This is a genomic window from Sedimenticola thiotaurini (assembly GCF_001007875.1).
In the GTDB taxonomy this organism is placed as follows: Bacteria; Pseudomonadota; Gammaproteobacteria; order Chromatiales; family Chromatiaceae; genus Sedimenticola; species Sedimenticola thiotaurini.
On sequence record NZ_CP011412.1, the window covers coordinates 2,823,164 to 2,848,765 of the forward strand.

At 60.0% G+C, this 25,602-nt stretch carries 25 protein-coding genes; 17 read left to right on the forward strand and 8 right to left on the reverse strand.

Translation table 11 applies throughout. The annotated features are described in order from the left end of the window. Positions 1 to 12 precede the first annotated feature (12 nt). Both AAY24_RS12955 and rbr read left to right on the forward strand, forming a co-directional pair. A complete protein-coding gene (locus tag AAY24_RS12955) occupies positions 13 to 933 on the forward strand; it encodes a DMT family transporter (RefSeq protein ID WP_052761236.1) in 921 nt (306 codons plus the stop codon). A 41-nt stretch (positions 934 to 974) separates the two neighbouring features. After that, positions 975 to 1,553 carry a rubrerythrin gene (gene rbr / locus AAY24_RS12960; RefSeq protein WP_046860043.1) on the forward strand — a complete coding sequence of 193 codons (579 nt, stop codon included), beginning with the start codon at positions 975 to 977 and terminating at the stop codon, positions 1,551 to 1,553. Between the two features lie 232 nt (positions 1,554 to 1,785). Here the strand turns inward: rbr and AAY24_RS12965 are convergent, their stop codons facing one another. From AAY24_RS12965 to AAY24_RS12995, 7 genes are all read right to left on the reverse strand, one after another. Then, a complete protein-coding gene (locus AAY24_RS12965; protein WP_046860044.1) occupies positions 1,786 to 2,802 on the reverse strand; it encodes a patatin-like phospholipase family protein in 1,017 nt (338 codons plus the stop codon). Then, a complete protein-coding gene (locus AAY24_RS12970) occupies positions 2,799 to 3,944 on the reverse strand; it encodes an alpha/beta fold hydrolase (RefSeq protein WP_046860045.1) in 1,146 nt (381 codons plus the stop codon). The genes AAY24_RS12965 and AAY24_RS12970 overlap by 4 nt, the downstream gene beginning before the upstream one ends. A gap of 10 nt (positions 3,945 to 3,954) precedes the next feature. Further along, entirely contained in the window at positions 3,955 to 6,453 is a 2,499-nt protein-coding gene (locus AAY24_RS12975) for a plasma-membrane proton-efflux P-type ATPase (protein WP_046860046.1), read from the reverse strand. 88 nt (positions 6,454 to 6,541) lie between these two features. Then, positions 6,542 to 7,942, reverse strand: a complete 1,401-nt coding sequence (locus AAY24_RS12980) for a bifunctional enoyl-CoA hydratase/phosphate acetyltransferase (protein ID WP_046860047.1) — start codon at positions 7,940 to 7,942, stop codon at positions 6,542 to 6,544. Positions 7,943 to 8,378: 436 nt separating this feature from the next. Then, entirely contained in the window at positions 8,379 to 10,349 is a 1,971-nt protein-coding gene (locus AAY24_RS12985) for a transglutaminase TgpA family protein (protein WP_046860048.1), read from the reverse strand. Next, the gene (locus tag AAY24_RS12990) at positions 10,346 to 11,296 is read right to left on the reverse strand and encodes a DUF58 domain-containing protein (RefSeq protein WP_046860049.1); all 951 of its coding nucleotides are present in this window, start codon (positions 11,294 to 11,296) and stop codon (positions 10,346 to 10,348) included. The genes AAY24_RS12985 and AAY24_RS12990 overlap by 4 nt, the downstream gene beginning before the upstream one ends. After that, positions 11,293 to 12,210: an AAA family ATPase gene (locus AAY24_RS12995; RefSeq protein WP_046860050.1), complete on the reverse strand. Its 918-nt coding sequence runs from the start codon at positions 12,208 to 12,210 to the stop codon at positions 11,293 to 11,295. The genes AAY24_RS12990 and AAY24_RS12995 overlap by 4 nt, the downstream gene beginning before the upstream one ends. Positions 12,211 to 12,436: 226 nt before the next feature. On the opposite strand from AAY24_RS12995, the gene mnmG reads away from it, so the two are divergent. The 3 genes from mnmG to AAY24_RS13010 are packed head-to-tail and all read left to right on the forward strand — an operon-like array spanning position 12,437 to position 15,450. Next, positions 12,437 to 14,308 (forward strand): tRNA uridine-5-carboxymethylaminomethyl(34) synthesis enzyme MnmG, encoded by a 1,872-nt coding sequence (gene mnmG, locus AAY24_RS13000; RefSeq protein WP_046860051.1) that lies wholly within the window; start codon positions 12,437 to 12,439, stop codon positions 14,306 to 14,308. Then, positions 14,305 to 14,955, forward strand: coding sequence for a 16S rRNA (guanine(527)-N(7))-methyltransferase RsmG (gene rsmG / locus AAY24_RS13005; protein WP_046860052.1), 651 nt, complete (start codon positions 14,305 to 14,307; stop codon positions 14,953 to 14,955). The genes mnmG and rsmG overlap by 4 nt, the downstream gene beginning before the upstream one ends. A gap of 45 nt (positions 14,956 to 15,000) precedes the next feature. Continuing rightward, complete coding sequence (locus AAY24_RS13010; protein ID WP_046861298.1) at positions 15,001 to 15,450, forward strand: YaiI/YqxD family protein; 450 nt, start codon at positions 15,001 to 15,003, stop codon at positions 15,448 to 15,450. Positions 15,451 to 15,468: 18 nt separating this feature from the next. Here the strand turns inward: AAY24_RS13010 and AAY24_RS13015 are convergent, their stop codons facing one another. After that, positions 15,469 to 15,849 (reverse strand): DUF3461 family protein, encoded by a 381-nt coding sequence (locus AAY24_RS13015; RefSeq protein WP_046860053.1) that lies wholly within the window; start codon positions 15,847 to 15,849, stop codon positions 15,469 to 15,471. Positions 15,850 to 16,104: 255 nt separating this feature from the next. On the opposite strand from AAY24_RS13015, the gene AAY24_RS13020 reads away from it, so the two are divergent. The 12 genes from AAY24_RS13020 to AAY24_RS13075 all read left to right on the forward strand — a co-directional run bounded on the left by AAY24_RS13020 (position 16,105) and on the right by AAY24_RS13075 (position 25,429). Further along, complete coding sequence (locus AAY24_RS13020; RefSeq protein ID WP_046860054.1) at positions 16,105 to 16,395, forward strand: hypothetical protein; 291 nt, start codon at positions 16,105 to 16,107, stop codon at positions 16,393 to 16,395. 172 nt (positions 16,396 to 16,567) lie between these two features. Then, on the forward strand, positions 16,568 to 17,353 hold the full coding sequence (locus tag AAY24_RS13025; protein ID WP_046860055.1) for a ParA family protein: 786 nt from the start codon (positions 16,568 to 16,570) through the stop codon (positions 17,351 to 17,353). Between the two features lie 52 nt (positions 17,354 to 17,405). Continuing rightward, complete coding sequence (locus tag AAY24_RS13030) at positions 17,406 to 18,290, forward strand: ParB/RepB/Spo0J family partition protein (RefSeq protein ID WP_046861299.1); 885 nt, start codon at positions 17,406 to 17,408, stop codon at positions 18,288 to 18,290. A gap of 148 nt (positions 18,291 to 18,438) precedes the next feature. Further along, positions 18,439 to 18,807, forward strand: a complete 369-nt coding sequence (locus tag AAY24_RS13035) for an ATP synthase subunit I (RefSeq protein WP_046860056.1) — start codon at positions 18,439 to 18,441, stop codon at positions 18,805 to 18,807. 28 nt (positions 18,808 to 18,835) lie between these two features. After that, entirely contained in the window at positions 18,836 to 19,696 is an 861-nt protein-coding gene (gene atpB, locus AAY24_RS13040) for a F0F1 ATP synthase subunit A (RefSeq protein WP_046860057.1), read from the forward strand. A 56-nt stretch (positions 19,697 to 19,752) separates the two neighbouring features. Further along, on the forward strand, positions 19,753 to 19,992 hold the full coding sequence (gene atpE, locus AAY24_RS13045; RefSeq protein ID WP_046860058.1) for a F0F1 ATP synthase subunit C: 240 nt from the start codon (positions 19,753 to 19,755) through the stop codon (positions 19,990 to 19,992). A gap of 58 nt (positions 19,993 to 20,050) precedes the next feature. Next, complete coding sequence (locus AAY24_RS13050) at positions 20,051 to 20,521, forward strand: F0F1 ATP synthase subunit B (protein ID WP_046860059.1); 471 nt, start codon at positions 20,051 to 20,053, stop codon at positions 20,519 to 20,521. Between the two features lie 9 nt (positions 20,522 to 20,530). Beyond that, positions 20,531 to 21,070, forward strand: a complete 540-nt coding sequence (locus AAY24_RS13055) for a F0F1 ATP synthase subunit delta (RefSeq protein ID WP_046860060.1) — start codon at positions 20,531 to 20,533, stop codon at positions 21,068 to 21,070. Positions 21,071 to 21,083: 13 nt separating this feature from the next. Beyond that, positions 21,084 to 22,625, forward strand: a complete 1,542-nt coding sequence (gene atpA / locus AAY24_RS13060; RefSeq protein ID WP_046860061.1) for a F0F1 ATP synthase subunit alpha — start codon at positions 21,084 to 21,086, stop codon at positions 22,623 to 22,625. A 38-nt stretch (positions 22,626 to 22,663) separates the two neighbouring features. Further along, positions 22,664 to 23,524, forward strand: coding sequence for a F0F1 ATP synthase subunit gamma (atpG, locus tag AAY24_RS13065; protein WP_046860062.1), 861 nt, complete (start codon positions 22,664 to 22,666; stop codon positions 23,522 to 23,524). 86 nt (positions 23,525 to 23,610) lie between these two features. Next, the gene (gene atpD, locus AAY24_RS13070; RefSeq protein WP_046860063.1) at positions 23,611 to 24,987 is read left to right on the forward strand and encodes a F0F1 ATP synthase subunit beta; all 1,377 of its coding nucleotides are present in this window, start codon (positions 23,611 to 23,613) and stop codon (positions 24,985 to 24,987) included. Positions 24,988 to 25,006: 19 nt separating this feature from the next. After that, entirely contained in the window at positions 25,007 to 25,429 is a 423-nt protein-coding gene (locus tag AAY24_RS13075) for a F0F1 ATP synthase subunit epsilon (RefSeq protein ID WP_046860064.1), read from the forward strand. Positions 25,430 to 25,602: the final 173 nt, after the last annotated feature.

Below are 25,602 nucleotides of genomic sequence, written 5' to 3' on the forward strand. Positions count from 1 at the left end.
GGAGCTGACGGCGTGAGTTCAACCCATTGGCTGGAGCGCCCGGCCCTGCTGCTGACCCTGACCACCCTGTTCTGGGGTGGTAACGCGGTGGTGGGTAAGCTGGCTCTCAATTACATGTCGGGTATCGAACTGTCGTTCTGGCGCTGGGTGTTGGCGTTTCTGATCCTGCTGCCATTTGCCTGGCGTGCCTGCCTGCGGGACATGGGTTACTACCGCCGGCACTTCCGCTTGCTGCTGCTGCTGGCCCTGCTCAGTGTGTCCCTCTACAACTCCCTGCAGTATGTGGCGCTGCACTTCACCAGCGCCATCAACGTGGGGGTGGTCAGTGCCACTATGCCGCTGGAAGTGTTCCTGCTCACCTGGCTGTTTGGTCATGAGCGGGCCACCTGGTTGCAGAAACTGGGTATGCTGCTGGCCCTGGTGGGGGTCTGCTGGGTGGTCTCCCGGGGGGATCTGCAACTGCTGGCCAGTCTGCAGCTGAATCCCGGCGATCTGCTGATGCTGATCGCGGTGACCGGTTTCGCAATCTATTCCGTGTTGATGAAAAAGCTGCCTGCGGAGCTGGACCGGCTGGGCCTGCTGCTGTTGCTGATCCTGCTCGGTATTTGCGGCATTCTGCCGTTCTATCTCTGGGATATCCAGGGTCGTGAAACCTTCAGCCTGAGTATGGATACGGCGCTGATTCTGGGTTACGTGGGCATCTTTCCTTCGCTGCTCTCCTACTACTTCTGGAACAAGGCGGTACTGCTGGGTGGTGCCAACCAGGCGGCCCTGTTCACCAACCTGATCTCGGTGTTCGCCAGCCTGCTGGCAGTGATTTTTCTGGGCGAGCATTTCCAGTCCTATCACGTGGTCGGTATGACCACCATCTTCACGGCTATTCTGCTGGCTACCTATGTCTCCCGGTGGTATTCCCGGGGAGGGAAGGGGTAAAATAAACCCATTAATTTTCTGGTTTCAGCGGGAGTAACATCATGAGTAAGAGCATCCGGGGATCACAGACGGAGAAAAACCTGCTTGCCGCCTTTGCTGGCGAATCCCAGGCGCGCAACCGATATAACTACTTTGCCGGTGTGGCGCGCAAAGAGGGGCTGGTGCAGATCGCCGCCATCTTTGAAGAGACCGCCAATCAGGAGAAGGAGCACGCCAAGCGCTTTTTCAAATTCCTGGAGGGGGGTGATCTGGAGATCACCGAAACCTACCCCGCCGGACTGATCGGCACCACCCTGGAAAATCTGCGCCACGCCGCCGCCGGTGAGGAGCACGAGTGGAGCGATATGTATCCGGCCTTCGCCGAAGTGGCCCGGGAAGAGGGTTTTCATCAGGTCGCTGCGGCATTTGATGCGATCTGTGTGGCCGAGAGACAGCATCACAAACGGTACAAGGATCTGGCCGACAACCTGGAAGCGGGTCGGGTATTCAAACGTAACGGCAAGGTGGTGTGGCGCTGTCGCAACTGCGGCTATCTGCATGAAGGCGAGGCGGCCCCCAAGATCTGCCCTGCCTGCCTCCATCCCCAGGCCCACTTCGAGCTGTTGGGCGAGAACTGGTAACCACAGACCGGATCGATCCCCGGGTCAGTATCCGCCCTTTTAGTGGCTCGCTGCTCTCCCGTGGACACAATCAACGTGCCTACCCTTCCAGTGCAGCCGGACAGATTCCCGGTTGCGCCGGGTGGGTAGGGGTCAATGCCGGCCTTTTGTTATCTGCTGTCTCCCCATGGGCAAACACAACCTGACCAGCCTATCCGGTCAGTCTCCCCTGTGGGCATAAAAACGGGCCATCTTACGGGGCTGATTGATTGGCCTGGATCGCCTGTTGGCCGTCCCGGTAGCCCGCCGCGATACGCCGCTGAATGGTGGCCGCGGAAAAGTCGGCTGGCCCACCCAACTCCCCGTCCGCCTGGTTGCTGATCACCAGCAGTTGATCGATATGGCGATAGTCCCGTAAACGCCGGTAGGCGGGCAGCTGGCGGATCGGACTATCCACCGGTAACGCCTGGTCGATCTCATCGACCAGCTCGATGATGGCGTTGAGCTTGCGGAACAGCTTCAGGTCCAGTTTCAGCTTGCTGGCAAAGGTGATCTCGAAGGCCCGCTCGATCACGTCGGTAAACTGTCCGGGAAGCGGCGCCTGCTGACGGAAAGCGTCGATCACGATCAGCTCCCGTCGCACCTCCGCCCCGGCCGGCGCGATCTGTTCCAGGGCGTTGATGGCGGCGCGCAGTGGCGTGTTGCAGACCAGCCCACCGTCCCAGTAAGTGTGCCCGTCCACAGTCACCGCCGGGAAGCCGGGGGGCAGGCTGCCGCTGGCCAGAATGTGGTCGATCGTCAGTCCCTGTCGGTTGTTGAACTCGATCAGCTCCCCCGACTCAATATCCACCGCTGTTACCGCCACGAATGTGTCGCTGTTGTTGAGACGGTCAAAATCGACCCACTGGAGCAGTGATTCGCGCAACGGTTCGGTGTCGTACACGCTGGTAGCCAGCCAGGGCGCGGTCAGGTAACCGGGATTGAGTCGGTACATCGCCTCATTACCGAACAGAGACAAAGTGGCCTGAAGCGTATCCGATACAAAGGGCGCGTCCGGCAGGGTGAGTTGCTGCCACATTTTTCCCAGCGCGCGGATGGGATCACCCCGGGGCCCTACCAGCACGGCGGCCGCGAATGCACCGATGGAGACGCCGGTAACCACTGCCGGATTAAAACCGGGCTGTTCATACAGCGCTTTGAGTGCGCCATATTCGTAGGCGCCGAGGGCCCCGCCACCCTGCAGGGCCAGGGCTGTGCAGGTGCGGGTCATTGGTTTCCCTCCTTACCACCGGCGGCGATCCAGCGGGCGATGGCGGGCCAGTATTCGGCCAGGGTGCGAGCCCCCATGAACAGACCGATATGGCCCCCAGGAGCGAGGGTTTTTACCACCTGTCCGGCCGGTGTGCCCAGGTAGTTTTCCGCATTGAAGACCTGCTCCCGGGTCGTGATATCGTCCCCCGCCCCGGCCAGTAGATAGACCGGACAGGTGATCTCTTTTAACGACAGGCGTTTGCCGAGACCGACAAACTCCCCTTTTGCCAGGCGGTTCTCCTTGAACAGCTGGGTGATCGCCTGCAGATACCAGCGACCGGGCAGATCCAGCGGGTTTTCATACCAGCGGGAGAAGGTCTCCTGTTTGCTCAGGTAAGCGGGATCATCTATGTGCTCGTACAGGTCGATGTATTTTTCCACATACTGTTTGTCGGGATGCATGTTTTTCCAGCCCTGGAGCATGAACCTGCCGGGCATCAACCCGTCACCCAGTTTCACCAACTGCTCGTAGAACCGGGTCGGTAAGCGGTCCACCAGCTGCTTGATCGGTCCGTTGCCGGCGGCAGTGTCGATGGGTGAGCCGGCCAGCACCAGGCAGTTCACCTTGTGCGGATAGCGGGCGGCGTACATGGCCACCATCCAGCCGCCCTGGCAGAGACCGACAAAATTGACCCGGCCGCCCAGATCGTCCACACAGACATTCAGTTCGGCCAGGTAGTTGTCAATATCGTAGTCCTTCATCTGCGGCGTGGCGCTGTTCCAATCGGTGACCAGAATCCGTTCCAAACCGTTGCCGAGCAGGGTCTCGACCAGGCTCTGGCCGGAGTGATAATCGGCAATCGTGGCGCTGTGCCCGGCGAAGGGGGCGTCGATGATGGTGGGTACCAGGCTACGGTTGGCCGCGCTGGACGGTGTGGAAAAGTCCCGCAGCTTGAGGGTGTGCAGTGCCAACGCGATGCTGTTTGGCGTGGCGAATGCCGGTTGCAGACCGTGGTCGATCTTCTCCGTCTCGGCAATAAACTTCAGATTGTCTAACAGCAGTTGCCACTCACTCTCAGCCAGGGCTGCGGCGGCGGCAAAAGGCCAGAAAAAGGGTACGCTGTTTTCACAGCCTGACTTGTGTATGGATTGTTCCGTCATGGGTTGACTCCTAGCGGGATTGTGCTGGCGGGTGCTGGTGGAACGACTGCTTTAGCGCACTTAAAAACCGTTTCTGATGGGATGCCTGGCGATTTATTACCCGATAAACCGCGAGCTTGATCAGATCATTGATCAGCATCCAGGCCAGCGCATAGAGGATGATGCCACCGATCATGGACCAGGGGATCGGGGTGACAAACCAGCCAAAGGCGGCAATCAGTACGGCAATCGACTGGGTACAGAGAATGGCGACCAAGAGTATCGGTGCCGGGTATGGTGGGGCGAAAAACGGTCGGTGAGTGCGTGCCACCAGCAGGGTCAGGTGCCCGGCGATAGCCAGCTTGAGAAATATCACCGTCTGTATCTGATCCATCTCCAGTTGCAGCCAGGTGCGGGCAATGATCAACAGCAAAAAGGTGGACGCCACGCCCATGATGCCGAGCACCGAGGCCACACTGAGTACCTGAGTCATCTCCCAGCGCACCGGTTTCGGGGGCAGCCAGGTGTTGTCCTTGGCGATGGTCATGATCGGTAGATCGTTCAGCAGGGCCAGCAGAATGATCATCACCGCGGTGATGGGATAGAAGCCGTACATCAGAATGGCCAGGACCATGAAGATCATGATGCGGATGGTCTCGGTAATGCGATAGATAGCGTAGGCGTTCATGCGCTGGAAGATCCGGCGCGCCTCCTCCACCGCCTGCACAATCACCGAAAGTCCCGGCGCGGTCAGCACCAGGTCGGCGGAAGCACGGGCGGCGTCGGTGGCGCCGGACACGGCAATGCCTACATCAGCCTGCTTCAGGGCCGGGGCATCGTTAACCCCGTCACCGGTCATGCCGACGATATGGCCCTGTTCCTGCAGCGCCTTCACCAGGGCAAACTTATGCTCCGGAAACACCTGGGCGAAGCCATCCGCCTGGGACAGGGTTGCGGTCACTTCCGGCGCCAGTTGGCCGTCCGGCGACAGGTTCAATCCATCTGCCGACAGGATGTGGTCGCCCAGTCCCAGTTGGCCGGCGGTTTCCCGGGCAATGGCCAGGTTGTCGCCGGTGACCATTTTGATGTCCACCCCGTGGCGGCGGGCGTTGGCAATGGTTTCTGCTGCGTCATCCCGGGGTGGATCGAACAGCGGTAGTAGGCCGAGGAACTGCCACTCCCGGTCATCCTGCCGGGCAACGCCGAGTGTGCGGAAGCCCTTGTTGGCCAGCTGTTCAATCCGCTGTTCGGCCGCCGCCCGGCTGACGTCGTCCAGTTGGCAGCGCTGCATGATCACCTGCGGTGCCCCTTTGCTCAGCTTGAACGGTTTGCCGTTGTCGGTTTGCACCGTCACCTGGGTGCGTTTGCTGATCGGATCGAAGGGAATAAAGTGGGATTGGTGATAGGCGTTCAGGCTTGCCGGGTCGCGGACCCCGGCAATCACCGCCAGATCGATCGGATCACCGTTCTCCGCTTTGGAAGCCAGGGCGGCGGCCAGGATCAGGGCATCGTTATCGGCTGCGGCGAAACAGACCGGGTTGCCCAGGGTGAGGCGGTTCTGGGTCAGGGTGCCGGTCTTGTCCGAGCATAAAATTGCCATGCCGGCTATCTCCTCGATCGATTCCAGTCGGGAGACGATGGCTTTCCTGCGGGACAACGCCAGGGCGCCGACTGCCATGGTGACGGATAACACCGCCGGCATGGCGACCGGGATGGAGGCTACGGTCAGAATCAGGGCGAACTGGGCCAACTCCAGCAGTGGCCACTGACGCTCCAGGCCGACCAGAATCAGGATTACTACCAGTGCCAGCGCCAGATAGATCAGGTAGTCGCCGATGGCCATGACCGCTTTCTGAAAATGGGACGCGCTTTTGGCCGAGCTGACCAGTCCGGCGGTCTTGCCAAAGTAGGTCTGCATGCCGGTGGCTGTGACCCGACCGACCATCTCGCCCTGCTTGACCGCGGTACCGGAATAGGCGGTGTCGCCGGCTTTTTTATCCACCGGCAGGGACTCACCGGTCAGCGCCGACTGATCGATGGTGAGATAGTCCCCTTGCAGCAGCTCAATATCCGCCGGCACCACATCGCCCAGGCGTATTCTCACCACATCATCCGGCACCAGCTCGCGGGCCGGGATTCCCCGCCACTGGCCATCCCGTAGCACGCGAGCGGTTAACGCCAGACTCTTTTTCAACTGGGCAATGGCGTTGCCGGCCTGGTACTCCTGCCAGAATCCGACCCCGGCGTTGAATCCCAGCAAGACCAGGATAATGGTCAGATCCGCCCAGTGGCCCACCACGGCGGACAGCAGGGCAGCGATCTCGATCATCCAGGGAATGGGTCCCCAGAAATAACCGAGTAGCTGGCGCAACCGACTGACGTGTCGTTCACTCCAGGCGTTGGGACCATACCGGGTCAGGCGTTGCGCCGCCTGTTCGGTTGTCAATCCGGTCAGCGGTGCGGTCTGTACAGTCCCGGCGTCACGCTGTTCCTCGGGGCTTGGTTTGGTGGGCTCTGTGGATTGGGACATCACGGATTACTCGGTTAGGTTGAACGGCAAATTGGCTGAACAAAAACGGTGCTGGACAGGCGGTGGTTGAGTATTGAGGGACTACCGTTCATGGCCGTTTCCGCTGTTGGAAATAATGGGCCAGCATCACCGCCAGCGCACAGGAGGCCAGTCGGGCAATGGTGTGGTCTGCGCGGCTGGTGAGAATTATCGGTACCCGGGCACCCAGGGCGATCCCCGCCGATGTGGCGCCGCCCAAATACTCCAGCTGCTTGGCCAGCATATTGCCGGCCTCCAGGTCGGGCACCAGGAGTATATCTGCCTGTCCGGCAACCGGTGAGACGATCCCCTTGATCGCCGCCGCCTCGGGAGAAACCGCGTTATCAAACGCCAGCGGACCGTCGATCAGGCCGCCGGTGAGCTGGCCGCGATCGGCCATTTTGCACAAGGCCGCGGCATCCAGGGTGGATTGGATGGCGGGTGTCACTGTCTCCACCGCTGACAGAATGGCCAGTTTGGGCTGCGGATTGCCCAGTGCGTGGGCCAGGTCGATGGCGTTTTGGGCAATGTCACGCTTTTGGGCCAGGGTCGGATAGATATTGATGGCGGCGTCGGTGATAAACAGCGGCTGGCCATAGCTTGGTACATCGAAGGCAAACACATGGCTCAGGCGCCGTTCCGTGCGTAGTCCGGTAGCCTGCGCAACCACGGCGTGGAGCAACTCATCGGTATGCAGGCTGCCTTTCATCAAGGCGTCGACTTTACCCACGCGGGCCAGTTCAACCGCCCGCTCGGCGGCCGCATGGCTGTGCTCCGTGGTGATCAGTTCGTAAGGCGCCAGATCTATATTCTCTGCCGCGGCGACTGCCTGAATCTTCCTTTCAGGACCGATCAGTGTGGGCACGATCAAGCCATTCTCGGCGGCCGCCACGGCACCTGCCAGGGAGGTTTTGTCCACCGGATGCACCACCGCAGTGCGCAGGGGCGGATAGCTCTTGGCGCGGGTCAGCAATCGCTGCAGGTGAACCTGTTCGGGCAGCTGTACTTCCGGTAGCAGCCAGCGTGGGCGTCTGATTTTCTCCGTTGGCGCCAGTACCTCCACCTCACCATGGATAACGGTCTGGCCCGTTTGATTGGTGCAGAGGCAGTTGAAGACCAGTCGATGTCGTCTGGCATCCCTGGTTTTGACCGTGACCGTGGCGGTCAATCGGTCGCCCAGCGCCACCGGGCGGTGAAAGCTTAATGACTGGTTGAGATAGACGGTGCCCGGTCCCGGCAGTTGGGTGCTGAGGAGCGTTGAGATCAGGGCGCCGCCCCACAGTCCGTGAGCAATGATCTCGTGGAAGTGACTGGTTTTCGCATACGCTTCGTCCACACGGGCCGGATTCATATCGCCGGACATCACCGCAAACAGTTTTATGTCCTGTAGTGTCAGACAGCGCTCCAGGCTCGCCGAGTCGCCTACCTGGATTTCATCGAAAGTGCGGTTCTCAATATAGCTTTGCCTCATGATGCCATTCCCTGGTGGTGATCACTGGGAGTATCCCTGTAGCGGGCGTGGCCGGATTGGGGTGGGCAACGTCACTGGCTACAAATCGACCTCTGCAGTGTCGACCTGTTCACGTAGTGGCGCTGGTACGGCGTGTTCCGGTTGTTGTGGCCTTGCGCCAACTACAGATGCTGTTGAGGGCTGGGAAATCGTAGCAGATCTCAGATCTGGAACGGCTCCCTTGCCTCCGGTCTGAGGGTGACCCCGACCCGCTGCTGTTGCCTGTACGGGTGGTTGGTCAAGCTCGCTGAATTGATCATGGGATGATCAATGGGGTCAGTATTGCGCGTCATTTGTTGCAGTGCAATAAGTTATTCCGGTAAATATTCCCGTTGAGTTGCGCTGCATCAATTGGCGGCGATTATCCACCGCTTCAGCCTGCCGCCGGGGTTTGTTGTCAGGCGCGAAAGCTGCGCACCAGTTGATGCAAGCGCCGGCGCTGCCGGGGATCATCCGCACTGCCGTAGCGCAAGCTGATGTAGAGATTCACAATGGCGCTCACCGGTCGCTGCAGATCGGGCCGTTTCCGGATCACCCGGCGGGCAAAATCCTGTGGCCCCTCGTGGGGTAGACGCCGCAGCCCCCGGCGGGCCAGGCGACGGCAGAAGGTTGCATAGTCCCGCTGTACCGGATCGACCCTGCCCCGGCCGCGCCAGCGCAACAGCAGGATCAGCAACGGAACCAGTGCGGCGATGGCCAGCATCATGGTCAGTGCCAGTTTGAACGCGGAGAGGGCGCCGAATCCCAGCAGTTGCAGGAGGTGCTGCTGCTGTTCACTGGAGTAGCCGAGAATCCAGCGGTGCCAGGAGGCGTTGGCGGCATCCAGGCCGAGACGGAACTGTTTTGCCAACCGGTTCAGCAGGGCGTTGTCCCCGGCCGAGAAGATGACCGGAAAACCGGGCGCGCTGTTCTCCTGCAGATCGAATTCAAAGGAGCGCTCAATGCGCTCCGGTGCCACGGCGGCGGTGGGGTCGATGCGGGTCCAGCCACTCTGTTCCAGCCACACTTCGCTCCAGGCGTGGGCATCGGACTGGCGCACGATCAGGTAGTCACCCAGGGGGTTCAGTTCACCGCCCTGGTAGCCGGTCACCACCCGGGCCGGGATGCCGGCCAGTCGCATCAGCAGAGTGAAGCTGGTGGCGTAGTGTTCGCAGAAGCCGCGCCGGCTGTCGAACAGGAACTGATCGATCGGGTTCCCATCCAGCGGGGGCGGATTGAGGGTGTAGTAGAAAGGTTCATTGCGGAAAAACTGCAGTGCCCGATTGACCAGCTGGCGGTTGTTGGCGGACTCTGCCCGCCAACGGTTCACCAGGGCCCGCATGCGCGGGGTGACGCTGCCGGGCAGTTGCAACCCGAGGTGGCGCTGCTGTTCGCTCAGCGGGCCGGTCTGGTACTGCAGACGTGAGGTGGCGGCATAGCGGTAACGCCGCTGGCGGATATTCTTGGCAGTGATCTGAAAATCGGCCGTCAGTTCGGCCCCAAGCGGCAGGCTGTCCGGCAGGTCCAGGGCATAGAGCCAGTTGTTGGGTGATGGCTCCAGGGTTACCCGGTAGCTGACCGGCGCTGCACTGCTGCGGTACCTGACCGCATCGGTGTCATTGAGCCGGGCCTGGTTCCAGCGCCGGCCGTCGGTCCGCCACAGCACCGGGCCGCGCCAGTAGCGCTGGGGTGGCGCGGGGACCTGCTGATCGAATTCGACCCGGAAGACCACGGCCCGGGAGCGGATCAGCTGACTGATGCTGCCCAGGGTGATGTTGTCGCTGAGACCGGTCTGCCCGGTGGAGTTATCCACGCCCAGGTTCCACAGTGGTCCATCGATGCGTGGGAACAGGAAGAACAGCACCAGCATCACCGGTATGGCCTGCAGGCCCATGCTGGCGGCGGTACGCAGCGAAGCGGTCGGCCAGCCGCTCCGGCTGCGGCTGTGGGCGGCCTCCACCAGCAGACCACTGAGTGCCACCACCATCACCAGTATATAGGCGACGGTCAGCATGGTCTGGTCAAACAGAAAGTGGGTGATGAGGGAGAAGTAGCCGAGAAAAATCACGACGTAGAGATCCCGGCCACGGCGGCACTCCAGCAGTTTCAGTCCCAGCATCAGCGACAGCAGCGCCACCTTGGCCGGCAGGCCCATCAACAGCGGATAGAGGGACAGAATCAGCGCCAGGCCAACCAGGGTGATAGCCAGCAGCAGCCAGCGGCCGATCTGCAGGCGAGGCAGATAGAGGGTGGCGACCCGCAGCAGAATGACCGCGATGAAAGCGAGGCTGACACGCAGATCAAGCCGGGTGAAATGGGGGGCCACCACCAGCAGGGTGATCAGGGTGAGTGACAGCTGCGTCCGGCTGCTGAGCAGCGGCTGACTCATGCCGGCGTCTCCCCGTACAGGGCCAGGGCAGTCAATGCAGCCTGCAGCTGTGTCTCACCCCGGGCCGGCTTCAGCTCCTGATCCGGCAGGCGCAACCCGAACGCCTGCTGCTGTTCGGCCGCATCCAGTACCGCCCGGCACAGGGCGCTGAGCCGGGCCTCGGTCTCCAGGCCTGGATAGCTGGCCCAGTCGATCCACAACCTGTCGGCCCGGTCACCGCCAAACTGTTTGGTCTGCAGCCCTTGCTCCCGGGCCTCCGTTTTCCAGTCGATCTGCCGGGGCGAGTCGCCGGGCCGGTAGCCCCGCAGGCCGATGAAGTCGTCGCTCCCCACACCCTTGTCGCCCTGGGAACTGGGTTGATAACTGGGTTGACTGGTGAGCCGGCTGCGTGGCCCCGGCGCCGGATAGACCAGGGTTTCCGCCTCCAGTTCCAGGTAGCTCCAGGCATACAGCAGGCCGAGTGGATAACGGGTACTCAGGGTGCAGCGGGGCAGCAGTAGTCGACCGCGCCGCTCGGCTCGAACCGGCAGGGTAAACGCCTGTTCGCCCGCTGGCGGGAGATCGTCCGCCACCGGCTCGCCGGCAGCAACCTGCAACTGGATGCCGGGCCGTTCATCCCGTCCGGTATGGCTGACCAGGATCTCGAATCTGGCCGACTGTCCTTTGAACACCGGTTCACAGCGTCCCGGACGGATTTGCAGCCCGAGCAGGTTGCGCCAGGTATGCAGCATGGCCACCAGGCCGAGTCCGGCCAGCAGAAACGTGAGCAGCAGACCGAGATTGTTGGCGTAGTTGATCGATCCGATCCACATCAGTAACAGCAGCAGGGCGAAACCGAGCCCCTGGCGGGTGGGAAGGATATAGATCTGCTGAGCACCGACGCTGGTGTTGCCCTGGGCATCGCTGTGGCAGCGCCGGATAAACCGGTCCGGGATCTTCAGCCTCATGGCAGGGGCACGGATTCCAGCAGATACTGGGCCAGGCCCCGCTCTTCAGCCATCCCGCCGTCACCGCCTCCCTGCAGACGATGGGTCACCGTGGCTGCCAGCACTGCCTGCACATCCTCCGGCAGTACCTGGGGATGGCCGGCCAGCAGCGCCCAGGCCCGGGCGCTGTTGATCAGGGCGAGGCCGGCCCGGGGCGACAGGCCGTGCTGGAATCGGGGGCTGCTGCGGCTGAACTTGAGCAGGGCCTGGATGTAGTCCAGCAGAGCGTTCGACACATGCACCCGGGTCACCTGCTGCTGTAACTCCCGCAGCTGTTCCAGGGTCAGACAGGGGGCGAGTTGCTCCAGCAGGTTGCGCCGATCCTCGCCGGCCAGCAGGACCCGCTCCGCCTGTGCATCCGGGTAGCCGATCTGGATCCGCATCAGAAAGCGATCCAGTTGCGACTCCGGCAGGGGGAAAGTACCGACCTGGTGGGCCGGGTTCTGGGTCGCGATGACAAAAAAGGGTTGGGGCAGGTTGCGGGTCTGGCCATCGCTGGTCACCTGACGCTCCTCCATCGCCTCCAGCAGGGCGCTCTGGGCCTTGGGGGTGGCCCGGTTGATCTCATCCGCCAGCAGCAGCTGGCTGAATACCGGTCCCGGATGAAACTGGAACGATTCGTCACCCCGGTTGTAGATGGAGACGCCGATAATGTCCGCCGGCAGCAGGTCGCTGGTGAACTGGATGCGCTGGTACTGCAGTCCCAACAGACGGGCCAGGGTGTGGGCCAGAGTGGTCTTGCCCACCCCGGGCAGATCCTCGATCAGCAGATGGCCGTTGGCCAACAGACAGGTGAGGGCCAGCCGTATTGTATGTTCCTTGCCGACGATGATTTTACCGGCCTGGGCCACCGCTTGATCCAGCAACTGCTTCATAATCACTCCCGATTTTCTGATACGGTTGAAAGAGTACCAGTTTTTTTAAGAGTTCCGGATGATGGTGTCCCCATAACGCCAACCGGCACCGCAATTCCCCGGTTGTGGCGGGGTGCCGCACCGTTATCCGCTCAGTCAAGGGTACTGTTCCCGCTGTCTGCCTGTTCCAGCTACCGGCCCACAAGGGGTACACTACCCGGCTGATTCGATCTTGGTTCGGGATACTATGTTCTATACAGACAGCTACGAGGTGATTGTGGTCGGCGGCGGCCATGCCGGTACCGAGGCGGCCCTGGCGGCGGCGCGCATGGGCGCCCGTACTCTGCTGTTGAGCCACAATATCGAGACCCTGGGCCAGATGAGCTGCAATCCTGCCATCGGCGGCATCGGCAAGGGCCACCTGGTAAAAGAGGTGGATGCCCTGGGTGGCATCATGGCCCGGGCCACCGACCAGGCCGGTATCCAGTTCCGCATCCTTAACGCCAGCAAGGGGCCGGCGGTGCGGGCGACCCGCGCCCAGGCGGACCGGGTGCGCTACAAGGCGGCCATCCGTTATGCCCTGGAGAACCAGCCCGACCTGGATCTGTTTCAGCAGGCGGTGGATGACCTGATCGTGGAGGGGGAGCGGGTCACTGGCGTGGTGACCCAGATGGGGCTCAAGTTCCGCGCCAACGCTGTGGTGCTCACCACCGGTACTTTTCTTGGTGGCCGTATCCATATCGGACTCAACAATTACGAAGGCGGCCGGGCCGGCGATCCCCCGGCCAATGCCCTCTCCCGGCGACTGCGGGAGCTACCGTTTCATGTGTCGCGGCTGAAGACCGGAACCCCACCCCGTATCGACAGCCGCACCATTGATTACAGCCAGCTGGCCGAACAGCCGGGGGATGACCCGGCGCCGGTGTTCTCGTTTCTGGGTTCCCGTGACGAGCATCCGCGCCAGGTGAGCTGCCACATCACCCATACCAATGAGCGCACCCACGAGATCATTCGCGGCGGCATGTCCCGCTCGCCCATGTATACCGGGGTGATCGAGGGGGTTGGTCCGCGCTACTGCCCCTCCATCGAGGACAAGGTGGTGCGCTTTGCCGACAAGAGCTCCCACCAGATCTTTATCGAACCGGAGGGGCTGGAGTGCAACGAGGTCTACCCGAACGGCATCTCCACCTCCCTCCCCTTTGATGTGCAACTGGCGTTGGTGCGCTCCATGGAGGGGTTTGCCGAGGCCCGTATCATGCGGCCCGGTTACGCCATCGAGTATGACTTCTTCGATCCCCGGGATCTGCGCCCCAGCCTGGAGACGCGTTTCATCGACGGGCTGTACTTCGCCGGTCAGATCAATGGCACCACCGGCTATGAGGAGGCGGCGGCCCAGGGGTTGCTGGCCGGACTCAATGCGGTACTGAAACTGCGTGACCAGGCGGCCTGGTGCCCGCGCCGGGATGAGGCCTATCTGGGCGTGCTGGTGGATGACCTGATCAGCAAGGGGACCCAGGAGCCCTACCGTATGTTCACCAGCCGGGCCGAGTTCCGCCTGCTGCTGCGGGAGGATAATGCCGACCTGCGCCTGACCGAGCAGGGTCGCCGGCTGGGGCTGGTGCCGGATGAGCGTTGGCAGCGCTTTGAACAGAAGCGCGAGGCGATCGAACAGGAGCAGCAGCGGCTGCGGGATATCTGGGTGCAACCCCGGACGCCCCTGGCCGAGCAGGTGACGGCGCTGTTTGACAGCCCCATCTCCAAGGAGACCCGGGCGCTGGATCTGCTGGCGCGGCCGGACGTGGATTACCAGCGGCTCTGCAGCCTGCCGGACCTGGGCCCGGCGCTGACCGATAACGAGGCGGCGGAGCAGCTGGAGATTCAGGCCCGTTATGCCGGTTATATCAAGCGCCAGCAGGTGGAGATCGAGCGTCTGCGGGCCAACGAAGCACTGAAACTGCCGGACAATTTTGACTATGCCAAGGTGCGCGGCCTGTCGGCGGAGGTGCGGGAGAAGCTGATCAAGCGACGCCCGGCCACGATCGGCCAGGCGAGCCGGATTCCCGGCCTGACTCCGGCTGCCATCTCCCTGCTGTTGATCCATCTGAAGCGTAAATCATGACCGAACACCTGACCCGCTGGCGGCACCAGCTGAGCGATGGCCTGCGGGCCATGGCCATCGACCTCTCCCTGGAGCAACAGCAGCAGTTGCTCGATTACCTCGGTCTGCTGCTGAAGTGGAACCGGGCGTTCAATCTGACCGCGATCCGCGATCCCGAGCAGATGGTCTCCCGCCAGCTGCTCGATAGCCTGTCGATCCTGCCCCTGCTGACCGGTGAACGGGTGCTGGATGTGGGCACCGGGCCGGGTCTGCCGGGCATTCCCCTGGCGGTGGCGCAACCCGACAGCCGCTTTGTGCTGATCGATTCGAACGGCAAGAAGACCCGCTTTGTCCAGCAGTCCCTGGTCACTCTCGGACTGCCCAATGTGGCAGTGGTGCGCACCCGGGTGGAGGCTTACCAGGCCGGGACCGGTTTTGACACCATTACGGCACGGGCCTTTGCCGCCCTGCCCAAGATGGTGCAGCTGACCCGGCATCTGCTGGCGGATCGGGGCCAGTTGCTGGCCATGAAGGGTACCGTGCCAAAAGACGAGATTGCCGAACTGGAGGCAGCGGGTTACCGGGTTGAAGTGGTGCCGTTGCGGGTGCCGGGGAGTGATGGTCAGCGCCACGCCCTGCGGGTGCGGGCGGGTCGGTCGGCTGAGTAAGCAATATTAATGGGCTGCGTTGATACGCAGTCGTTGGAGGATGAGATGCAGATCTGGGTCGACGCGGATGCCTGCCCCAACGTGATCAAGGAGATCCTGTTCCGGGCGGCAGAACGGATGAAGATAGCCGTTATTCTGGTGGCCAACCAGGCGATCAGAACCCCGCCCTCCCCCTATATCCGCTCCATTCAGGTGTCGGCCGGGTTCGACGTGGCGGATAACGAAATCATCCGCCAGGCAGAGGCCGGTGATCTGGTGATCACCGCCGATATCCCGCTGGCGGCCGGGGTGATCGACAAGGGTGCCTACGCCCTTAACCCCCGGGGTGAGCTGTATACCCGGGAGAATATCCGGGAACGGCTGGCGATGCGGAACTTTATGGATGAGTTGCGCAGCAGCGGCGTTAATACGGGCGGCCCGCCGGCCCTGGACAAGAGTGATCGTCAGGCCTTCGCAAATCAGTTGGATCGCTTCCTGGTGCGAGGCGGACCCTGAGTCGGTTGCCGGAACCCCCTACTCCAGGGTTTCGATATCGTTTCTGAGCTGATCCAGCTTGCGCTTCATCACCTTCTCCAGGTGATCGATATCGCTCAGGATGCGCTTTTTAAAATCGGCCACATTCTCTTCATGGTGCACCAGCTGGTCCAGTTCCTGGGTAAGCTTCAGCATGGTGGGGGATATTTCACTGACCTCTTTGTACTTGTGGGTACCGCTGTCCACCTGCACCATCTTTTTCGAGCGCCCGTGCCTGAACTTCATGCTGTGGGGGAACAGCTCGCCTTTCTTGCGTTTGAAGTAGATCTTCAGGATGTCTTCATCCCCCTCCTGCCGCAGGGTATAACGTTCGATCTGGTCGAGATCGCTAACGCCCAGCTCGTTTAAGGTTTCATACATGGATCAATCCTTGCCGTCGTGCGGCGTCTCCGGGACACGGGTCCCTTAAATATGCGTTAGTGCCCGGGGAACTGCAAGTCGATCGCTCCATTGGCTGCGGTTCATTCCTATGGCGGTCCGGTCATCCGGAAATGGGGTGGTTTGCTCCCAGTATAGGAGAGTGTATCCGGCCCGGATGGGCAATCCGGCTTGCCGTTGCGTAAACCGAAGAGTAATAATCTTCCGGGTCATCGGAATCCCGACAGAGAGGTGGGTATGACAACAACCGTGGCGGGTAAGTGCTGGCAGTGCGGAACTGAATTGTCGAAGTACGATTATGGTCGGGAGACCCTCTGTCTGAAGTGCGGCAAGCCGACCCGGGCGTGTCGAAACTGCCGCTGGTATGATCCGGCTTTCACCAACCAGTGCCGGGAACCCCAGGCGGATAAGGTGCTGGACAAGACCCGTGCCAACTACTGTGACTATTTCGAGGCGACCGCCGATCCCCGCTCGGAGAGCGACAGTGGAGCGGATTATCGCCAGGCAGCGGAAGCGCTGTTCAAGTAACACCGGGCACGGGGAGGCACCGACGGTGCAATCCGCATCACACAACGTCTGCTGATCGGGGCAAAGTTCGTACATCTGCCCCGCTTTCTGATATTCTGAGCGGCCCGCCAGGACAACCTGGGCGGGGGTTTTGGAAACCCGGCATGGCCGGGTACTAGCGCGGAAATGGGCTATGGGTCGAATAATCTGTGTCGCAAATCAGAAAGGTGGGGTTGGTAAAACCACCACGGCGGTTAATCTGGCGGCGTCGCTGGCATCGTTCAAGCGCAAGGTATTGCTGGTGGACCTGGATCCACAGGGCAACGCCACGATGGGCTGTGGTGTGGACAAGCACAATCTCGACAGCTCCAGTTGCGATGTGCTGCTGGGTGAGGCGAACTGCAATGATGCGGTGGTGAAGGCACCCGAAGCGGGCTTCGACGTGCTGCCCGCCAATGCCGATCTGACCGCTGCTGAGGTGGGGCTGATGAATGTCCCGCTGAAGGAGAAACGCCTCAGCCTGGCGTTGGCCGGAGCCAAGGATCGTTATGATTACATCGTCATTGACTGTCCGCCATCGCTGAACATGCTGACCGTCAACGCCCTGGTGGCGGCGGATGGCGTGCTGATCCCCCTGCAGTGTGAGTACTACGCCCTGGAGGGGTTGTCCGCCCTGATCAATACCATCCGGCAGATCCAGGGTAGCCGCAACAGCCAGTTGGTGATTGACGGCATCCTGCGCACCATGCACGATCCGCGCAACAACCTGACCAACGAAGTGTCGGCCCAGCTGATCCAGCACTTTGGCGACCAGGTGTTCCGTACCATCATCCCGCGCAATATCCGGGTTGCCGAGGCGCCGAGTCACGGGCTGCCGGTTTTACTGTATGATAAATCGTCGCGCGGTGCGGTATCCTACCTGGCCATGGCCAGCGAGCTGATGCGCAGACAGGAAAAACGCATGGCTGCACCGGCCTGAACAAGACAAGATCACGCATGCCTGGTGGCGTGCGTCTATGCGGAAACAGAACATGGCAGCAAAAAAAAGAGGCCTCGGACGCGGACTGGATGCCCTGCTGGGGAATCCGACGGGTAAGGAGGAGCAATCATCAAGCGAGGCCGGCCAATCGGCCGACAGCCTCACCTCCCTGCCGGTCGATCTGATCCGGCGCGGCCGTTATCAGCCACGTCGGGATTTCAATCCTGAGAGTCTGCAGGAGCTGGCGGACTCCATCGCCGCCCAGGGCGTGGTACAACCCATCGTGGTGCGACCGGTGGACGGCAATCAGTATGAGATCATTGCCGGTGAGCGGCGCTGGCGCGCCTCCCAGCAGGCCGGGCTGAGCGAGATACCGGTGGTTATCCGGGATGTTAACGACCAGGCCGCCATGGCCATGGGGCTGATTGAGAATATCCAGCGCGACGATCTGAATCCGCTGGAAGAGGCCGGTGCCCTGCACCGGCTGCTGAACGAATTTGAGTTGACTCACCAGGAGATTGCCCGGGCGGTGGGCAAATCCCGCACCACCGTGACCAACCTGCTGCGGCTGCTGGAGCTGAACGCGGACGTAAAGAGCATGATCGAAGAGGGGCGCATCGAGATGGGGCATGCCCGTGCCCTGCTCGGCCTGAAGGGGGGTCTGCAGAGCGAAGCGGCCCGGCAGGTCAGCCTGCAGGGGCTTTCGGTTCGGGAGACCGAAAAGCTGGTGCGTCGCCTGCAGGGCGAAAGTGAGGGATCAGCGAAGGCGAAACAGCCGGTACGGGAAGATCCCAACATCCGCTCGTTGGAAAACCGCCTTACCGAGCGCCTCGGAGCCCGCGTTAAGTTGCAGCAGGGTAACGGTGGCAAAGGCAAGCTGGTGATCAGCTATAACAGTCTCGATGAACTGGACGGAATACTGGAACATATACAGTAGGTTGGGTGCGATATGCCGGTGATGAACCAATGTTTATTTTCGGTATAATCATAAAACTTATTTGCCCATCGTTTGACCTTATGCGGCGCAACATTTATACTGCGCCGGCTTTTTGAGTGCGGTTTTAACTGCTGGGGATCTTTGATCGATGCATCTGGCGGATAAGCGCCAAGCCTACCGCACCGTCCTGGCACAATTAGTAACGTCCTTGACTGCGGCCTTGATACTGCTGCTGGTCGCGGGCGGTGTTTATGCTTACTCAGGACTGGCGGGCGGGCTGATAGCAACCCTGGGGAATGTCCTGTTTGCCTATCGGATTTTTGTCCGGTATACCGCCCAGGAGCCGGGCAGACTGCTGGCCCGCTTCTACGGCGCAGAGATCTTGAAACTCGTGTTGACGGGTTTGCTTTTTGCGGGGGTCATCCTCTGGATCAAGCCACTGAGTGTTGGCGCACTGTTGGGCATCTTTCTGTTGGTACAGTTGATGCCGATCGTGGTGGTTCAACTATTGGATTAACATCAAATTTTGGTTATGTGATAGCACAATGGCTGGCGATACCCTTACCTCTAGCGAATACATTAAGCACCATCTGACCAACCTGACCTTCGGTCAGCATGCCGACGGTAGCTGGGGCCTTGCCCACAGTGCGGCCGAGGCGAAAGAGATGGGTTTCTGGGCCATTAACGTCGATACCATGTTCTGGTCGATATTACTGGGCGGCCTGTTCATCTACTTCGGCAAGAAGGTCGCCGATCGGGTCACTTCCGAAGTACCGGGCGGCCTGCAGAACTTCGCCGAGTGGCTGGTGGAGTTTGTCGACGACAGCGTGCGCGGCTCCTTCAGCGGCCGCAATCCCCTGGTGGCTCCCCTGGCGCTGACCATCTTCGTCTGGATCTTCCTGCAAAACCTGATGGATCTGGTGCCGGTCGACGTGATCCCCTATATCAGCGGCGCCCTGGGTATCCACTTCATGAAAGTGGTGCCCTCGACTGATCCCAACGGTACTTTCGGTATGGCGATCGGCGTGTTCCTGCTGACGCTTTACTACAGCATCAAGATCAAGGGCGTGGGCGGCTTCATGGGTGAACTGACCCTGCAGCCCTTCTCTTCAGACAATGTGATCGTCAAACTGCTGTTTATTCCGATCAACTTCGTCCTCGAATTCGTCAGCCTGATTGCCAAGCCGATTTCCCTGGCACTGCGACTGTTCGGCAACATGTACGCCGGTGAGATGATCTTCATTCTGATCGCCCTGATGTACAACGCCGGTATCGTGCTGGGACTGTTCGGCGGTGTACTGCAGTTGGGCTGGGCAATCTTCCATATCCTGATTATCACGTTGCAGGCGTTCATCTTCATGACCCTGACCATCGTTTATCTGGACATGGCGCATAACGAACACTGATTTCTTTGTAGTTTTTTCGATTAACTTAACAACCTCACGACAAACGGGAGATAGAAATGACTGAAGCAACTGCACTGTTGTACATCGCTGGTGCATTGATGATGGGTCTGGGTGCACTGGGTGCCGCAGTCGGTATCGGTGTGCTGGGTGGCCGTTTCCTCGAGGGTGCAGCCCGTCAGCCTGAGCTGATTCCGATGCTGCGTACCCAGTTCTTCATTGTTATGGGTCTGGTCGACGCCGTTCCCATGATCGCTGTTGGTTTGGCGATGTACGTCTTGTTCGCGGTTGCCGGGTAATTTTGGTTATCAACGAACATACTGACTATCATCTCGTCAAAAGCGAGGTAAATCCGGGATGAACATAAATCTGACTCTTATTGGTCAGCTTCTCTCCTTTGCGGTGTTTGTGTGGTTCACGATGAAGTTTGTCTGGACCCCGATCATGGGCGCCCTCGACACTCGTCGAAAGGAGATTGCAGACGGACTGGCAGCCGCAGAACACGGCCAGCACGAACAGGAGTTGGCCAAGGAACGTGCTAAAGAGGCTATCCGCGAAGCGAAAAGCCAGGCAGCCGAAATCATTAACCAGGCTCAGAAGCGTGCTTCCGAGATCGTTGATGAATCCAAGGGCAACGCACGTGCCGAAAGCGAACGTATTCTTGCAGCTGCCCAGGCGGAGATCGAGCAGGAGACCAATCGTGCTCGTGAACAGCTGCGTCAACAGGTAGCCGAGCTGGCGGTATTGGGTGCAAGCAAAATTCTCCGCAAGGAGATCGACGCTTCTGCCCATCAGGATATCGTCGAACAACTGGCTCAGAAGATCTAAGGCGCTGCTATGGCTGGAGACACAACCACAATAGCCCGTCCTTACGCGGAAGCGGTATTTAACCGGGCCAAAGAGACCGATACATTAGGTCCCTGGTCGGAAACTCTTGAGTTTCTTGAGGCAGTGGTTGGCGATCCAACCATGGCCGGGGTTATCACCAATCCCAAATTCGACCGGTCAGATCTTGCGGATCTGGTTATCGAAATCGGGGGTGACCGCTTCAACGAAGAGGGCAAGAACCTGGTCAAGGTACTGGTAGCCAATGGACGTCTTACCCTGGCGGGTGAGATAGCCAGACTCTACGAGCAACTGAAAGCCAAAAGTCAGCGGATACAGCATGTGCACGTAACCTCTGCATTTGCCCTGGAGCCGAATCAGGAAACCCAAATAGCCGATGCGCTGAAAGCCAAACTGGGATACGACATAACCATCACCAGCGAAGAGAATGCAGACCTGATAGGTGGCGTTCACATTCGAGCTGGCGACATGGTGATTGACGGTTCCGTCAGCGGGCAGCTGCAGCAACTGGCGAACGAATTAGGAATCTAAGCGAGAAGCCATCATGCAACTCAATCCATCCGAGATCAGCGAACTGATCAAAAACAGGATCGAAAAGTTCGATCTGAAGACTGAAGCCCGCAACGAGGGCACCATCATCAGTCTGACCGACGGCATTGCCCGAATCCATGGTCTGGAAGACGCCATGTCTTACGAGATGCTGGAGTTTCCGGGTAATACCTACGGTCTGGCTCTGAACCTGGAGCGTGACTCCGTCGGCGCGGTAATCCTGGGTGAGTACACTCACCTGACCGAAGGCGACGCAGTGAAATGTACCGGCCGCGTACTGGAAGTGCCTATCGGCGAAGGCCTGCTGGGTCGCGTTGTTGACTCACTGGGTAACCCGCTGGACGGCAAGGGTGATGTGGAATTTACTGAAACCTCCCCGATTGAGAAGGTGGCTCCGGGTGTGATCGATCGTAAATCGGTGGATCAGCCGGTGCAGACCGGTCTCAAGGCAATCGATGCCATGGTGCCGGTAGGTCGTGGCCAGCGTGAGCTGATCATCGGTGACCGTCAGACCGGTAAGTCTGCCATCGCCATCGACGCCATCATCAACCAGAAGGGTACCGGCGTTAAGTGTATCTACGTGGCAGTGGGTCAGAAGAACTCCACCATCGCGCAGGTGGTACGCAAGCTCGAAGAGCACGGCGCCATGGAGCACACCATTATCGTTGCCGCTCCGGCTGCCGACTCAGCCGCCATGCAGTTCATCGCTCCCTACGCCGGCGCCACCATGGGTGAGTACTTCCGTGACCGCGGCCAGGATGCCATGATCATCTATGATGATCTGACCAAACAGGCCTGGGCCTATCGTCAGGTGTCCCTGTTGCTGCGTCGTCCCCCTGGTCGTGAAGCCTATCCCGGTGACGTCTTCTACCTGCACTCCCGTCTGTTGGAGCGTTCTGCCCGGGTTAACGAGGAGTTCGTGGAGAAGTTCACCAACGGTGAAGTCAAGGGCAAGACCGGTTCACTGACCGCTTTCCCCATTATTGAGACGCAGGGTGGTGACGTATCGGCTTTCGTACCGACCAACGTGATCTCCATTACCGACGGACAGATCTTCCTGGAGGCGGACCTGTTCAACGCCGGTATCCGCCCGGCAATCAACGCCGGTCTGTCCGTATCCCGTGTGGGTGGTGCTGCCCAGACCAAGATCATTAAGAAATTGGGTGGTGGTGTACGTCTGGCGTTGGCCCAGTATCGTGAGCTGGCAGCCTTCTCGCAGTTCGCATCAGACCTTGATGACGCAACCCGCGCCCAGCTGGAGCGTGGTGAGCGGGTAACCGAACTGATGAAGCAGCCGCAGTATACGCCGCTTTCAATCGCTGAGATGGCCACCTCGCTGTTCGCCGCCAATGAAGGCTATCTGGATGACATCCCAGCCAACAAAGTGGTGGATTTTGAAGCGGCGCTGCACTCCTATATGCGCAGCAATCAGAAAGAGCTGAGCGATCAGATCAACGCATCGGCCGATTACAATGACGAGATTGCCCAGTCATTGCATGACGCCATCAAGGACTTCAAGGCCAACCACACCTGGTAAGCATGACGTCCATTAAAGCTGAGAGATAAGGTTTAATCATGGCAGGCGCAAAAGAGATACGCACCAAGATTGCCAGCATCAAGAACACGCAGAAGATCACTTCCGCGATGGAGATGGTGGCAGCTGCCAAGATGCGCAAGGCGCAGGACCGAAAAGACGCAACCCGTCCCTATGCGGAAAAGATGCGGAACGTCATTGGTCACCTGGCCCACGCGCATCCGGAGTATGTCCACACCTTTATGAAAGAGCGTGACGTGAGCCGGGTCGGCTATATCGTTATCTCTTCCGATCGTGGACTCTGCGGCGGTTTGAACAGCAACCTGTTCCGCAAGCTGGTGCGGGAGATCCGCCAGCAGCAGGAAGCCGGTATTCAGGTTGATTTCTGCACCATCGGATCCAAGGCACTGGGCTTCTTCAAGCGTTTTGGCGGCAAGGTGCTGGCCCAGGCCACGCACATGGGCGATGCACCCCGTATCGAGCAGTTGATCGGTACCATCAAGGTGATGCTTGATGCCTACGAGAATGGTGACATTGATCGTATCTACGTAGCCTATAACGGCTTTGTGAATACCATGACCCAGGATCCAACCATCGAGCAACTGGTGCCGATTGCCGGCGAAACCGAGCAGGAGCTGAAGCACCATTGGGACTACATCTACGAGCCCGATTCGAAAGAGGTGCTGGATGGCTTGCTGACCCGCTACATCGAGTCGCTGGTCTACCAGGCAGTAGTTGAGAACGGTGCCTGCGAACAGTCTGCCCGTATGGTGGCCATGAAGGCGGCGACCGATAACGCAGGTAACCTTATCGATGAGTTGCAGTTGGTCTATAACAAGGCGCGTCAGGCAGCCATCACCCAGGAGATCTCCGAGATCGTGGCCGGCGCCGCGGCAGTTTAAGTACCGCCGCCGTATAAGTCCTTGTGTAGAACAGGTTAAGTTTTTAAACATTAGAGAGTCGTCGACAGCGACAAGAGGAACCAGAGATGAGTTCGGGTAAAGTGGTGGAAATCATCGGTGCTGTGGTGGACGTACAGTTCCCCATGGGTCATATGCCGAAGGTCTACGATGCGCTGAAGATCGAAGAAGTGGGTCTGACCCTTGAAGTTCAACAGCAATTGGGTGACGGCATCGCCCGTACCATTGCGATGGGTTCAACCGACGGTCTGAAGCGAGGCGTGGAAGCAGTCAATACGGGCGCCCCCATAACCGTCCCGGTCGGCCAGGGTACCCTGGGCCGGATCATGGACGTGCTGGGTAACCCGGTGGATGAGGCCGGTCCGGTCAAGACCGATGAGTTTATGCCGATTCACCGTGTCGCACCGAAACTGGAAGATCAGTCCACGGCTACCGAAATCCTGGAGACGGGCATTAAGGTGATCGACCTGATCATGCCGATCGTGAAGGGTGGTAAGGTCGGGCTGTTCGGCGGCGCCGGCGTGGGCAAGACCGTGACCCTGATGGAGCTGATCCGTAATATCGCTGTCGAGCACTCCGGATTCTCCGTATTTGCCGGTGTGGGTGAGCGTACCCGTGAGGGTAACGACTTCTACCACGAGATGGCTGAAGGTGGCGTACTTGATAAAGTGGCCCTGGTTTACGGTCAGATGAATGAGCCCCCTGGAAACCGTCTGCGCGTGGCCCTGACCGGTCTGACCATTGCGGAGAACTTCCGTGACGAAGGTCGTGACGTGCTGCTGTTCGTGGACAACATCTATCGCTACACCCTGGCGGGTACCGAGGTATCGGCACTGCTGGGTCGTATGCCTTCTGCGGTGGGCTACCAGCCGACACTGGCGGCCGAGATGGGTGTATTGCAGGAGCGTATTACCTCCACCAAGACCGGCTCTATCACCTCGTTCCAGGCGGTCTACGTACCGGCGGACGATTTGACTGACCCCTCCCCTGCCACCACCTTCGCTCACTTGGATGCGACCCTGGTACTGTCCCGTCAGATCGCTGAGCTGGGTATCTATCCGGCTGTGGATCCGCTGGACTCCACCTCGCGTATTCTGGATCCCCATATCGTCGGCGAAGAGCACTACAGCGTGGCCCGTGGCGTACAGGGTACCCTGCAACGCTATAAGGAACTGAAAGATATTATCGCCATCCTGGGTATGGACGAACTGTCAGAAGAAGACAAACTGACGGTTGCCCGTGCTCGTAAGATGCAGCGTTTCCTCTCCCAGCCCTTCTTCGTGGCCGAGGTCTTTACCGGTTCACCCGGTAAGTACGTATCGGTTAAAGATACCATTGCCAGCTTCAAGGCGATCCTGGAAGGTGAATATGATCACCTGCCGGAACAGGCCTTCTACATGGTCGGCGGTATCGAGGAAGCAGTCGAGCGCGGTGCAGGCGACTAAACAAGTCCGGAGAATCTAAATGTCCATGACTATACATGTCGACATCGTCAGTGCAGAGGGTGAGATCCATTCAGGCCAGGCCGAAATGGTTTACGCCCCCGGCGTGATGGGTGAATTGGGTATCGCCCCGCGGCACACGCCGCTGGTGACCCGCCTGAAGCCCGGCGATGTGCGAGTGGAAAACGGCAAGGAGATGATGCATTTCTACGTCTCCGGGGGCATTCTTGAAGTCCAGCCGCATATGGTGACGGTGCTGGCCGATACCGCTGTGCGGGCAAGTGATCTAGACGAGGCCGCGGCCATTGAGGCGAAACGACGCGCCGAAGAGGCTCTGGCTGGTCAGAAAGAGCAGTTCGAATATGCCAAGGCACAGGCCGAACTGGCCGAAGCTGTGGCGCAACTTCGGGCGATCGAAAAGCTTCGCAAGATCAAGAAGTCCTGATTCAGATGCTGTGCAAAAAGACCCCGCCATATTGGCGGGGTTTTTTTTCCCCTGACATAATCCAGGTGGTCTGGGTATCGATTGCAATGAACCAGAGCACAGCCCGCCCGCCCGGTGAACGAGCGGGTCTACCGCCAGGTCCGGTGCCGGTTCGAGCGGGTTTGGAGTGCAGG

Excerpts from the sequence above, each read along its gene's own strand:
- rbr (WP_046860043.1), top strand. The coding sequence starts at position 975 with ATGAGTAAGAGCATCCGGGGATCACAGACGGAGAAAAACCTGCTTGCC.
- AAY24_RS12965 (WP_046860044.1), bottom strand. The coding sequence starts at position 2,802 with ATGACCCGCACCTGCACAGCCCTGGCCCTGCAGGGTGGCGGGGCCCTC.
- AAY24_RS12970 (WP_046860045.1), bottom strand. The coding sequence starts at position 3,944 with ATGACGGAACAATCCATACACAAGTCAGGCTGTGAAAACAGCGTACCC.
- AAY24_RS12975 (WP_046860046.1), bottom strand. The coding sequence starts at position 6,453 with ATGTCCCAATCCACAGAGCCCACCAAACCAAGCCCCGAGGAACAGCGT.
- AAY24_RS12980 (WP_046860047.1), bottom strand. The coding sequence starts at position 7,942 with ATGAGGCAAAGCTATATTGAGAACCGCACTTTCGATGAAATCCAGGTA.
- AAY24_RS12985 (WP_046860048.1), bottom strand. The coding sequence starts at position 10,349 with ATGAGTCAGCCGCTGCTCAGCAGCCGGACGCAGCTGTCACTCACCCTG.
- AAY24_RS12990 (WP_046860049.1), bottom strand. The coding sequence starts at position 11,296 with ATGAGGCTGAAGATCCCGGACCGGTTTATCCGGCGCTGCCACAGCGAT.
- AAY24_RS12995 (WP_046860050.1), bottom strand. The coding sequence starts at position 12,210 with ATGAAGCAGTTGCTGGATCAAGCGGTGGCCCAGGCCGGTAAAATCATC.
- mnmG (WP_046860051.1), top strand. The coding sequence starts at position 12,437 with ATGTTCTATACAGACAGCTACGAGGTGATTGTGGTCGGCGGCGGCCAT.
- rsmG (WP_046860052.1), top strand. The coding sequence starts at position 14,305 with ATGACCGAACACCTGACCCGCTGGCGGCACCAGCTGAGCGATGGCCTG.
- AAY24_RS13010 (WP_046861298.1), top strand. The coding sequence starts at position 15,001 with ATGCAGATCTGGGTCGACGCGGATGCCTGCCCCAACGTGATCAAGGAG.
- AAY24_RS13015 (WP_046860053.1), bottom strand. The coding sequence starts at position 15,849 with ATGTATGAAACCTTAAACGAGCTGGGCGTTAGCGATCTCGACCAGATC.
- AAY24_RS13020 (WP_046860054.1), top strand. The coding sequence starts at position 16,105 with ATGACAACAACCGTGGCGGGTAAGTGCTGGCAGTGCGGAACTGAATTG.
- AAY24_RS13025 (WP_046860055.1), top strand. The coding sequence starts at position 16,568 with ATGGGTCGAATAATCTGTGTCGCAAATCAGAAAGGTGGGGTTGGTAAA.
- AAY24_RS13030 (WP_046861299.1), top strand. The coding sequence starts at position 17,406 with ATGGCAGCAAAAAAAAGAGGCCTCGGACGCGGACTGGATGCCCTGCTG.
- AAY24_RS13035 (WP_046860056.1), top strand. The coding sequence starts at position 18,439 with ATGCATCTGGCGGATAAGCGCCAAGCCTACCGCACCGTCCTGGCACAA.
- atpB (WP_046860057.1), top strand. The coding sequence starts at position 18,836 with ATGGCTGGCGATACCCTTACCTCTAGCGAATACATTAAGCACCATCTG.
- atpE (WP_046860058.1), top strand. The coding sequence starts at position 19,753 with ATGACTGAAGCAACTGCACTGTTGTACATCGCTGGTGCATTGATGATG.
- AAY24_RS13050 (WP_046860059.1), top strand. The coding sequence starts at position 20,051 with ATGAACATAAATCTGACTCTTATTGGTCAGCTTCTCTCCTTTGCGGTG.
- AAY24_RS13055 (WP_046860060.1), top strand. The coding sequence starts at position 20,531 with ATGGCTGGAGACACAACCACAATAGCCCGTCCTTACGCGGAAGCGGTA.
- atpA (WP_046860061.1), top strand. The coding sequence starts at position 21,084 with ATGCAACTCAATCCATCCGAGATCAGCGAACTGATCAAAAACAGGATC.
- atpG (WP_046860062.1), top strand. The coding sequence starts at position 22,664 with ATGGCAGGCGCAAAAGAGATACGCACCAAGATTGCCAGCATCAAGAAC.
- atpD (WP_046860063.1), top strand. The coding sequence starts at position 23,611 with ATGAGTTCGGGTAAAGTGGTGGAAATCATCGGTGCTGTGGTGGACGTA.
- AAY24_RS13075 (WP_046860064.1), top strand. The coding sequence starts at position 25,007 with ATGTCCATGACTATACATGTCGACATCGTCAGTGCAGAGGGTGAGATC.